Genomic DNA, 10,493 nt, shown 5'->3' on the forward strand with positions numbered 1-10,493 from the left:
GCACCCGGCGCAAAGACGCCCCGACTTCCGTCGCGCGCCTCCGGGTTCTTGCCGCGGGAGCGTGCGGGCTGGTCCCATGGTCCAGGGGGTGATGGCGCATGAACGGACTGCGCGTCGTACCGGCCTGGCGGCACGGGCAGGAGCGGTTGTACGTGTGTCTCGCGGACGGCAGGAACATCGCCTGGTACGACCGTGACTCGTCCCGCGTCAACCTGCTCAGCGAGGACCACGAGCGGGACGTACTCGACGTCCTCGCGCCCTTCCTGGCCGGTCAGGTCACGGTGGGCCCGCCCCCCGTACCCACCCCGGGAGAGCTGGCCCGCCTCGCCCTCCACCCGGACGACGACCTCGCCCCGAACCGGCCCGGCGAGGCCCTGCAGATCTCCCTGGACCGCGACCCGGCGCCCGCCCGCAGACTGCGCGCCGACCCCCGGCACCGCGCGCTCGCCGCCGAGCAGGCGGTCGGAGCGGCCCTGGACGGCCTGGAGGGCGCGGGCTGGCGGGTGCTGCACTCCCTGCCGCTGCCCGGCGGCGCCCGCATCCACCATCTGCTGATCGGCCCCGGTGGCCTGTTCTGCGTGGGCACCCTCGCCGTCCGCAAGCAGCGCGTCCGCATCGCCGACCCGATGGTCACGGTCGGCCGCGCCGAGCCGTTCCCCCTGCTGCGCACCATCCGCTCGGACGCGGGCCGGGCCTCCTTCGCCCTGACGGCCGAGGTCCGCCCCGTCCTGGCGCTGGTCGGGACGGGCGCCGCCGACCTGGACGTGGCGGCGCCGCCCCGCGACGTGCGGGTGCTGCGCGAGGCGGACCTGCCGGCGCTGGCCCGGCTCGGCGGGGTGCTGAAACCGGCCGATGTGGAGGCCCTGCACGCGCTGGCCAGGGACCGCCACACCTGGGAGCGGGTCTGACCTCTTCGCGGGTGTGGTGAGCGGCCCGGCTGTTACAGGTTGTCCCCCCAGCCGCCCTGGATCATGGTCTGGAAGGCCCAGGACCCGCCGCGCCTGATCAGGATGTCGGCGTAGCGCAGCTGCTGCGTCTCGCCGTTCGCCGTCATCACCGAGTCGGTGAAGACGACGGCCATGGAGGGGGAGAGGAAGACGGGCGTGCGCGTGGACTCGAAGGTGATGTCCTCGCTGCCGTCGCCCATGACGTGCGTCATGGTCCCCACGAACTGCTCCCGGTCCCACTGCGCCGCCCGGCCGTCGCCCGCGGAGTCGTCGCTGACCAGGTTGAGCGGGAAGACGGCCAGGTCGGCCATCCGCTCCACGTCGCGCTTCGCGCTGTGGGCGTCGTACTCGGCGAACCAGGCGTCCAGGCTCGCGCGGTCCTCGGCGGTCGGGACGTATCCGGTCTCGGGAAGAAGGGTCACGCGGTCTCCTCATCAACTTTGACTAGTGATGGAGAAGGTATGCCTCGAAGCGCTAGTAGTCAAACTTGATTAGGCGTGACGCCGGTCACGGGTCGGCCGTCGGCTCCTGGGTCAGGGCAGCGGGCGTGCCCGGTCCGGGTCGGCGAGGGGCTCGAACAGGTCCCCGAGCCGCCGCAGCCGGGGTCCGACGTCGTCCGCCGCGAAGGCAAGCTGCTCCGGCTCGTCGCAGTCCTCGACCTCGTCCCAGGTCACGGGGGTGGAGACGGTCGGCTCGGGGCGGGCCCGCAGGGTGTAGGGGGCGGCGGTGGTCTTGGCGGCGGCGTTCTGGCTGAAGTCGACGAAGACCTTGCCGGGGCGCAGGCTCCGCGTCATGCGGTGCACGACGAGCTCGGGCAGCTCGCGCTCCGCCTCGACGGCCAGCCCTTTGGCGTACGCGGTGACCCGTTCGGAGGGGGTCGGCTCCAGCGGTACGAGCAGGTGCAGCCCCTTGCTGCCGGACGTCTTGGCGTACACGTGGAAGCCGTCGGCGGTCAGCCGCTCCCGCAGCCAGAGCGCCGCCCGGCAGCACTCGACGACCGAGGCGGGCGGGCCGGGGTCCAGGTCGAAGACCATCCGGTCGGCCCGCGCCGGGGCGTCGGCCCGCCACTGCGGCACGTGGAACTCGGTGACCAGGTTGGCCGCCCACATCAGCGTGGCCAGATCCTGGACGAGGACCTGCCGCGCCCTCCCCTCGGAGCGGGAGCGCGGCACCTCGGCGGTCCGCACCCATTCCGGGGTGCCCGGCGGCACGTTCTTGGCGAAGAACCGCTGGCCGTCGGGCCCGTCCGGATAGCGCAGGAACGAGACGGGCCGGTCGCGGAGGTGGGGGAGGAGGGCGTCGGCGGTGCTCGCGTAGTAGTGCAGGACCTCGCCCTTGGTGAAGCCGCTCGAGGGATACAGGACCTTGTCGAGATTGCTGAGCGCGAGCCTTCGCCCCTCCACCTCTGTGATCGGCGTCATAGGATGAGAGTCCCATAAAACGGTCACAACGCCACAAAGGGCGCAGTAGCCCATAGCCCACAGCCCATAGCCCATAGCCCTTCCTTCCCCACTCCCGTGAGGTGCCGGACGTGCGATCCATATGGAACGGTGCGATCTCCTTCGGACTGGTCAGCATCCCGATCAAGCTCGTGAACGCCACCGAGAACCACTCCATCTCCTTCCGGCAGATCCACACCGAGGACGGCGGCCGCATCCGCTACCGCAAGGTCTGCGAGCTGGAGGAGCGCGAGGTGCCGACGGCGGAGATCGGCAAGGGGTACGAGGACGCGGACGGCTCGATCATCCCGATCACCGACCAGGACCTGGCCGCACTGCCCATCCCGACGGCCAGGACGATCGAGATCGTCGCCTTCGTCCCCGCGGACCGCATCGACCCGCTCCAGATGGGCGCCGCCTACTACCTGTCGGCGAACGGCGTCCCCGCCGCCAAGCCGTACACGCTGCTGCGGGAGGCGCTCAAGCGGAGTCAGCGGGTGGCCATCGCGAAGTACGCGCTCCGGGGCCGGGAGCGGCTCGGCATGCTGCGCGTCGTCGACGACGTGATCGCCATGCACGGGCTGCTGTGGCCGGACGAGATCCGCGCGCCCGAAGGGGTGGCGCCGGACGAGCACGTGACGGTCAGGGACGCCGAACTCGACCTGGCGGACGCCCTGATGGACACCCTCGGTGAGGTCGACCTCGACACCCTGCACGACGACTACCGCGAGGCGGTCGAGGAGCTCGTCGCCGCGAAGGCCGACGGGGCGGCACCCGCGAAGCGGGCCCCGGCCGGCGAGGGTGGCGGCAAGGTCATCGACCTGCTCGCCGCGCTGGAGAACAGCGTGCGCGAGGCGCGTTCGGCGCGCGGGGAGGCCGCGGGTTCGGAGGGCGGTGAGGGCGGCGGTTCGGTGGCCGAGGTGACGCGGCTGCCGCGCAAGTCGTCCCGTGCCACTCCCAAGCAGGTGGGCGGCAAGAAGAAAGCCACTACGGCCAGGAAGAGCGCGACGAAGTCGACGGCGTCCAAAACGACGGACTCCAAGGGCGCGGCGACAAAGACGACGGCGACAAAGACGACGGCTCGCAAGACCGCCGCCAAGAAGGCGACGGAGAAGAAGACCACCACAGCGAAGAAGTCGACGGCAAAGCGCAGAGCCTCGGCCTGACAAGTACAGCGCCGCGGTCCTGACAAGCGCAGAGCCGCGGCCCGGCCGGGCGCCGGTGTTGACACGGCGGGGCACATTGCAAAGCAGGGACGGCATATTGCACCCCGTCCCCTTTTGTGACCCTGTGATGAATGTCACAAATCCTTGAAGGAATTAGATCCTCCGCGCAATGATCCCTGCGGACACAATGGGATTCTTTAAGTTTTCCGGAGGGTTTAAGGTTAATGGCCAGTAATCCATTCGAAGATGAGGGTGCGGAATATCTGGTGCTCGTCAACGACGAGAACCAGCACTCCCTCTGGCCCGTCGGCCTCGACGTTCCGGACGGCTGGAGCGTCGGGCAAGGGGCGAGTTCACGGGCGGATTCCCTGGCCTATGTGGAGCGGCACTGGACGGACCTCCGTCCCGCGAGCCCGATATCCGGCTCCTGACGTGGCCGACTCCGAAAGAGAAGAAGGAAAACAGCGGAAACGGGACGCGGCGGGCACCGGCAGCAGCGTGAGTCGCCCCCCGGGACGCTTCGCCGGCGCCGGTCCCTTGATGCTCGTCTGGTCGGGACAGGCCGTCTCACTGGTCGGAAGCGCCGTTCTCAGATTCGCTTTCATAATCGAGGTGTGGTCCACCGGGGAGCAGGCGTCAGCCGTCACCGCACTGACCCTCTGTGCCGTACTTCCGCAGGCGCTGTTCAGCCCATTTGCTGGCGCGATTATCGACCGCATCCGTAAACGGTCCGCACTGCAGATCGCGGACGCGGGCGGAATTCTGGCCGTCGGGCTGCTCGCTCTCGTGCACTTCTTCGGCGGCGGCCTGGAGCCGTGGCAGGTCTACCCCGCCACCGTCGTTCTCGGCATCTCCGCCGCCTTCCAGCTGCCCGCCCTCACCGCCGCCGTGCCGCTGCTGGTGCGCAAGGACCAACTCGGCCGCGCCAACGGCCTGTTGGCGGGCGCCAGGAGCGCCGCCGGCATCTGCGGCCCCGCGCTCGGCGGCATCATGATCGCCCTGTCCGGGATCGGCGCCGTCCTCGTCATCGACCTGGTCAGCTACGCCTTCGCACTGATCGGCGTACGCATCGTCCGGATGAAGGGCGACAAGGTCCCCGAGGGCGCGGGTGCCCCGCGCACGAAGATCACCGCGGAGGCCGTCGAGGGCATCCGGTACCTCTTCCGGCACGCGAGCCTGCGCGACATGACCGTGAACTTCTGCACGGTCAACCTCGTCATGGTCTTCGGCTTCGCCGTCGTCCAGCCCATGGTGCTGCTCAAGTCGGGCAACGGCGAGCTCGCCGCCGTGAACAGCGCGATCGGTGTCGGCGGGGTCGTCGGCGGCCTGCTGATGGCCGCCTGGGGCGGACCGAAGAACCGCGGCAGCGGCATGATGCTCGGTGTCCTCGGCATGTGCCTGTCGGCGCAGATCGGCATGTCCCTGGTCGGCGGGGTCGTCGGCTGGTGCGCGGCCATGCTGGTCGGCGCGCTGCTCATGACGGTCGTCAACGCCTCGATGCAGGCCATCGTGCAGACCAAGGTGCCCCACGAGTGGCAGGGCCGGGTCTTCGGCGCGGTGATGTTCCTGTCGCAGATCTCCGGGCCGCTGGCCATGGCTTTCTCCGGGCCGCTCGCCGACGGGCTCTTCGAGCCGCAGGCCGCCGACGGTTCCGGTGTCTTCGTGGCCCTCGGCCCGCTCCTCGGCGACGAGCCGGGCAGCGGCATGGCGGGGATGCTGTTCCTCGCCGGTGTCGCGGGTGTCGTGGTCGCGCTGTGGGGCCTGGCGAGCCGCTCCATCCGGGACATCGACGTACTTCTGCCGGACATCGAGCATCCCGAGCCCGAGCCTGAGCCCGGGCGGGATTCCGAGCCCGAGCCCCGGCCCCGGCCCCGGCCGGGTCCCGCCCTCGTGGCCGAGGACGAGGGTGGTGAGAAGGGTGACGCGGTGCGTGCATGAGCTGTTCGAGGAGCAGGCCGCGCGGACACCCGGCGCGACGGCCCTCGTGTACGGGGACGAACGGCTGACCTACGCCGAACTGGACGCCCGCGCCGACCGGTTGGCCGGGCTCCTCGCGGCGCGCGGAGTGGTCCGTGGCGACACCGTCGGGGTGTACCTGGAGCGCACCACCGATCTGGCCGTCGCGGTCCTCGGCACGCTGAAGGCCGGTGCCGGGTACGTGCTGCTCGACCCCGGCTTCCCGGCCGGGCGGCTGCGCGAGATGGCGGCGGACGCGGGGATCGCCGTGCTGCTGTCGCGGGGCGACACCGTGCCGGAGGCCGCGGCGGGGGCGGCGCTTTCGACGCTGTCGGCGCTGTCGGCGGTTCCCGTGGTGCACGTCGAAGACGCCGCGCGGGCGCGGCCGTTGGGGCGAGGAGTGGTGCGGGCGGAGCCCGGCGACGTCGCGTGCGTGATGTTCACGTCCGGTTCCACGGGCCGGCCCAAGGGCATCGTCGCACCGCACCGCGCCGTCACCGCCACGCTGACCGGACAGGACTTCGCCTCCTTCGGGCCGGGCGCGGTGTGGCTGCAGTGCGCTCCCGTGTCGTGGGACGCGTTCGCGATGGAGCTGTGGGGGCCGTTGACGAACGGCGGCACCTGCGTACTCCACCCGGGTCGGCGCCCCGACCCGGTGGTGATCGCCCGGCTCGTCGCCGCGCACGGCGTCACGTCCATGTACCTGTCGGGCTCCCTCTTCAACGTGATCGTCGACGAGTACCCGCGCGCCATCGACGGGCTGCGCGAACTGATCGTCGGCGGCGAGGCGCTGTCGCCCCCACACGTGGCCCGCGCCCTGGAGCGCCGCCCGGAGCTGCGGCTGAGCAATGGTTACGGTCCCGTCGAGTGCATGGTCTTCCTCACCGTCCACCCGATCACGGCGCGGGACGTGCGGGACGGCGGGCCGGTGCCGATCGGCCGCCCGCTGCGCGGCAAGCGGCTGTACGTGCTCGACGAGCGGCTCGCGCCGGTCGCGGACGGCGCGACGGGTGAGCTGTACGCCGCGGGGGCGGGCCTGGCGCGGGGCTACTGCGCGGGGCCGCTGACGGCGGAACGGTTCGTGGCCGACCCGTTCGGCGCACCGGGCGACCGCATGTACCGCACCGGCGACCTCGCGGCGCGGCGGCCCGACGGCACCTTCGAGTACCGGGGGCGCGCCGACGGCCAGGTGAAGATCCGGGGCTTCCGGGTGGAGCCGGGCGAGGTCGAGAACGTACTGACCCGCCACCCCGGGGTCGACCGGGCCGCCGTGGTCGCCACTCCTGCGGGGCCGGACGGGGAGCGGCGGCTCGTCGCGTACGTCGTACCGAGTGCGGGCACGGGTCGGGGCGGGGGCGGTGAACAGGCGGCGTCGGAGGCGGAGTTGCGCGCCCATGCCGCGAGCCTCCTGGCCGACTTCCTTGTGCCCTCCGTCTTCGTGCGCCTGACGGAACTGCCGCTGACCGCCGGCGGAAAACTGGACCGGGCGGCGCTGCCGGCACTCGACGGGCTCTCCTCGGTGCCGGGCGCCACGGGGGCGAGCACGGGCGGGAGCGGGAGCGGGAGCGAGGACGAGAGCGAGGGCCGGACCGTGCGCGCGCTGTGCGGGCTCTTCGCCGATGTCCTCGGCGTCGGCGAGGTCGGCGCGCACGACGACTTCTTCGCGCTCGGCGGACACTCGCTGCTCGCCGCGCGCGTACTCGGCCGCGTGTACGCCACGCTGGGCGCGGCGGTCGACCTGCGGACACTCTTCGAGGCGCCCACTCCGGCCCGGCTCGCACCGTACGTCGAGGGTGCGGTGGGGGAGGCCGGCCGGGTAAGCCCCGTGCCGCGGGTACGCCCCGTGCCGGATGCCGCCTCGGCGCCCCTCCCCGTCTCGGACGCCCAGCACCGCCTGTGGTTCCTGGACCGGCTCGGCGCGGGGGTCGCGTACAACCTGCCCATGCTGGTACGGCTGCGTGGCGCGGTCGACGCGGGCGCGCTGGAGGAGGCGCTCGGGGATGTCGTGGCCCGCCACGAGGTGCTGCGCACCGTCTTCGACGAGGTGAACGGCGCACCGGTACGGCGTGTGCTGCACGGGGCCGCGGCGCGTGTGCCTTTCCGGCATGTGACGGTCGGCGAGGGCGAGTTGGAGGGGGCGATCAACGAGGCCGCCCGACACCGCTTCGACCTCCGGGCCGAACCCCCGGTGCGGGGCGCCCTGTTCAGCACGTACGAGCGGCCCGACGAGCACGCCCTGCTCGTGCTGGTCCACCACATCGCCGGCGACGGCTGGTCGCTCGCACCGCTCTTCCGCGATGTGTCGCGGGCTTACGCGGCGAGGGTGGGCGGGGCTGCTGGTGCGGGGGACGGAGCGGGCTGGACGGGTGCGGCGGGCAGGGCCGGCGAGGCAGGGGTGCCAGGCAGGGTCGGCAAGGCCGGGATGCCGGGCGTCACCGGCGAGGCCGGAGCGCCAGGTGGGGTCGGTGAAAGCGGTCGGGCAGGTGGCGGCGCAGGCGCCGCCGCGCTGCCGCCCCTCCCCGTCTCCTACGCCGAGCACGCCCGCCACCGGGCCGCCCGCCTCGGCCGCGCCGACGATCCGGACTCCCTCATGGCCCGCCAAGTCGCCTATTGGCGGCGTACGTTGGCGGGGATCGACCCCGCCGGGCCCCTGCTGCCCAGGCGCCCGGAACGGCCCGCCGTACCCGGACCGGCCGCCGCCACGGTCGTACGCCGCCTCGACGCCACCACCCACGCCCGGATCGTCGAGGCCGCCCGCGCCGAGGGCGCCACCCTCTTCATGGCCCTGCACGCCGCGCTCGCCGCGATCCTCGTGCGGGCGGGCGCGGGCGAGGACCTCGCGATCGGCGCGCCGGTCGCCGGGCGCGCGGGGGACGGCGGCGTCGAGGACGTCGTCGGGTTCTTCGTGAACATGCTCGTCCTGCGCACCGACGTCTCGGGCGACCCCGGCGCACGGGAACTTCTCGCCCGGGTCCGGGACACCGACCTCGGCGCCTTCGCCCACCAGGACGTGCCGTTCGAGCACGTGGTGGGCGAGCTCAACCCCGTACGGACGCCGGGCAGGCAGCCCTTCACCGACGTCGTCCTCGCCCTGCAGAACAACGCGCGCGCCGACGTCGGACTCCCCGGCGCCGACCAGGGCGTCGAGGTGGTCCGCACCGGCGCCGCCCGCTTCGAACTGCTCGTGGACGTCACCGACGCGACGGGCCCCGGCGGCGTACCGGAAGGACTCACCCTCACCTTCGAGTACCGCACCGACTCCCTGGAGGAGCGCTTCGTGACGTGGCTCGCGGACGCGCTGCCCCAGGCGCTGGAGGCGGCGGCCACCGCGCCGGACACCCCGCTCTCGCGGCTCGTCCCCACGGGCCCGCCGCGCCGCGCGGACGACCGGGACGTACTCGTGCCGGGGGCTGCCCCGGCCGCCGAGGGGCCCACGGACGACGCCCCGGCCGACGCGCTGGAGCGCGAGATCGCCGCGGTCTGGCGCGACGTACTCGGTCTGCAGGCCGCTGGATCCGGACCCGGTGCCGAACCCGACGCCGAACCTGACGCCGGCCCGTCCATCGGGCGGCACGACAACTTCTTCGCCCTCGGCGGCAACTCGTTGCGCGCGGTGCGGGTCGCCGCGCGGCTCACCACCGAGTCCCGCCCCGTGACGGCCGCACAGCTCTTCGCCGCGCCGACCGTCGCCGCCCTCGCCGTCGAACTGGCGCGGACACCCGCCCAGGCCGGTCCGGCCCCGGTGCCCATCCCGCGCCGCCCACGTGTACCGCGCGTGCCACGCGTCCCCCGCCAGCAGGACCGTCAGAACCGTCTGGACCAGCCCGAGCCGCCCCCGCCCCCACCCCAGCCCCACTCGCCCCGCCCCCGCTCCACCCAGGAGGAGAAGCCGTGGACCTCAGCGTGATGTTCTTCGGCGCCGACAGCGGCGTCCCCGCGCAGGGAGCCGGCTCCGGTCCTTCGGGAGCGGGCGTCCGGCACGCGGACACGTACGACGACATCCTCACCGTCGCCCGCACCGCCGACCGGCTCGGTTTCCACGCCGTGTGGACGCCCGAGCGCCACTTCCAGCAGGTCGGCCAGGTGTTCCCCAGCCCGCCCGTGCTCAGCGCGGCGCTCGCCGTCGCGACCGAGCGCATCGGGATCCGCGCGGGCAGCGTCGTCCTGCCCCTGCACCACCCGCTGAAGGTCGCCGAGGACTGGGCGGTCGTCGACAACCTCTCGCACGGCAGGGCCGGCCTCTCCGTCGCCACCGGCTGGCACTCCGCCGACTTCGCCCTCGCCCCGGACCACTACGAGGACCGCAGGGAGCGCACCCTCAGCGCCATCCCCGAGCTGCGGCGGCTGTGGGCGGGTGAGCCGGGCCAGTACCCGGACGGCACCGGGCAGCCCGTCAGCGTGGTGCCCCAACCCCGCCCGGTACAGGAGACCTTGCCCCTCTGGGTCACCACGTCCGGCAACCCCGCCACCTGGGAGGCCGCGGGACGGCTCCGCGCCGGTGTGCTGGGCGCGACCGTCGGCCAGAGCAGGGACGAGCTCGCCGAGAAGATCGCCCGCTACCGCGCGGCCTACGCCGCCGCCCCCGACCAGGCGGGCACCGACGCCCACGGGCGCGTGACACTGATGGCGCACACCTACGTCGGCGCGGACGACGCGGAGGTGCGCCGGCTGGCCGCCGCGCCCCTCAAGGCGTACCTCGCCAAGTACCTGGGCCAGACCGCCGCCAACCGCGCGGCCGAGGGCCGCGACGGCGAGCGGCTGACCGAGGAACAGACCGGCATGCTCGCCGAGTTCGCGTTCCAGCGGTACCTCAACTGGGGCAGTCTGCTCGGCTCGCCCGGCACCTGCGCCAAGATGCTCGCCGACCTGCGCGACCTGGGCTGCGACGAAGTGGCCTGCTTCATCGACTTCGGCATCGGACGGGACGAGGTCCTCACCGGACTGCACCGCCTCGCGGAACTGAGAGAGGCCGCACTGTGACCCCG

Annotated in this window: 8 protein-coding genes; 6 read left to right on the top strand and 2 right to left on the bottom strand. The window is 72.9% G+C overall.

The genetic code is table 11. The features are described from left to right. The first annotated feature begins 98 nt into the window (after positions 1-98). Positions 99-908 carry a nuclease-related domain-containing protein gene (locus ACH4D5_RS12155; RefSeq protein ID WP_398301157.1) on the top strand — a complete coding sequence of 270 codons (810 nt, stop codon included), beginning with the start codon at positions 99-101 and terminating at the stop codon, positions 906-908. A gap of 32 nt (positions 909-940) precedes the next feature. Here the strand turns inward: ACH4D5_RS12155 and ACH4D5_RS12160 are convergent, their stop codons facing one another. Then, positions 941-1,369 (bottom strand): nuclear transport factor 2 family protein, encoded by a 429-nt coding sequence (locus tag ACH4D5_RS12160; RefSeq protein WP_398301158.1) that lies wholly within the window; start codon positions 1,367-1,369, stop codon positions 941-943. Between the two features lie 111 nt (positions 1,370-1,480). Continuing rightward, the gene (gene ligD / locus ACH4D5_RS12165; protein WP_398301160.1) at positions 1,481-2,368 is read right to left on the bottom strand and encodes a non-homologous end-joining DNA ligase; all 888 of its coding nucleotides are present in this window, start codon (positions 2,366-2,368) and stop codon (positions 1,481-1,483) included. A gap of 110 nt (positions 2,369-2,478) precedes the next feature. Here ligD and ACH4D5_RS12170 point away from each other — a divergent pair, with 110 nt between their 5' ends. The 5 genes from ACH4D5_RS12170 (at position 2,479) to ACH4D5_RS12190 (ending at position 10,488) form a co-directional block, all read left to right on the top strand. Then, on the top strand, positions 2,479-3,552 hold the full coding sequence (locus ACH4D5_RS12170; protein ID WP_398301162.1) for a Ku protein: 1,074 nt from the start codon (positions 2,479-2,481) through the stop codon (positions 3,550-3,552). Between the two features lie 224 nt (positions 3,553-3,776). Then, positions 3,777-3,983, top strand: coding sequence for an MbtH family protein (locus ACH4D5_RS12175; RefSeq protein ID WP_398301164.1), 207 nt, complete (start codon positions 3,777-3,779; stop codon positions 3,981-3,983). 109 nt (positions 3,984-4,092) lie between these two features. Continuing rightward, entirely contained in the window at positions 4,093-5,490 is a 1,398-nt protein-coding gene (locus ACH4D5_RS12180; RefSeq protein WP_398301456.1) for an MFS transporter, read from the top strand. After that, a complete protein-coding gene (locus ACH4D5_RS12185; protein ID WP_398301166.1) occupies positions 5,483-9,415 on the top strand; it encodes an amino acid adenylation domain-containing protein in 3,933 nt (1,310 codons plus the stop codon). Before ACH4D5_RS12180 ends, ACH4D5_RS12185 begins: the two co-directional genes overlap by 8 nt. After that, positions 9,400-10,488 carry a MupA/Atu3671 family FMN-dependent luciferase-like monooxygenase gene (locus ACH4D5_RS12190; protein ID WP_398301168.1) on the top strand — a complete coding sequence of 363 codons (1,089 nt, stop codon included), beginning with the start codon at positions 9,400-9,402 and terminating at the stop codon, positions 10,486-10,488. Before ACH4D5_RS12185 ends, ACH4D5_RS12190 begins: the two co-directional genes overlap by 16 nt. Positions 10,489-10,493 lie beyond the last annotated feature (5 nt).

Source organism: Streptomyces sp. NPDC018029 (assembly GCF_044327655.1).
Classification (GTDB): Bacteria; Actinomycetota; Actinomycetes; order Streptomycetales; family Streptomycetaceae; genus Streptomyces.

Coding starts and splice junctions, on each gene's coding strand:
- ACH4D5_RS12175 (WP_398301164.1), top strand. CDS start 3,777: ATGGCCAGTAATCCATTCGAAGATGAGGGTGCGGAATATCTGGTGCTC.
- ligD (WP_398301160.1), bottom strand. CDS start 2,368: ATGACGCCGATCACAGAGGTGGAGGGGCGAAGGCTCGCGCTCAGCAAT.
- ACH4D5_RS12155 (WP_398301157.1), top strand. CDS start 99: ATGAACGGACTGCGCGTCGTACCGGCCTGGCGGCACGGGCAGGAGCGG.
- ACH4D5_RS12180 (WP_398301456.1), top strand. CDS start 4,093: ATGCTCGTCTGGTCGGGACAGGCCGTCTCACTGGTCGGAAGCGCCGTT.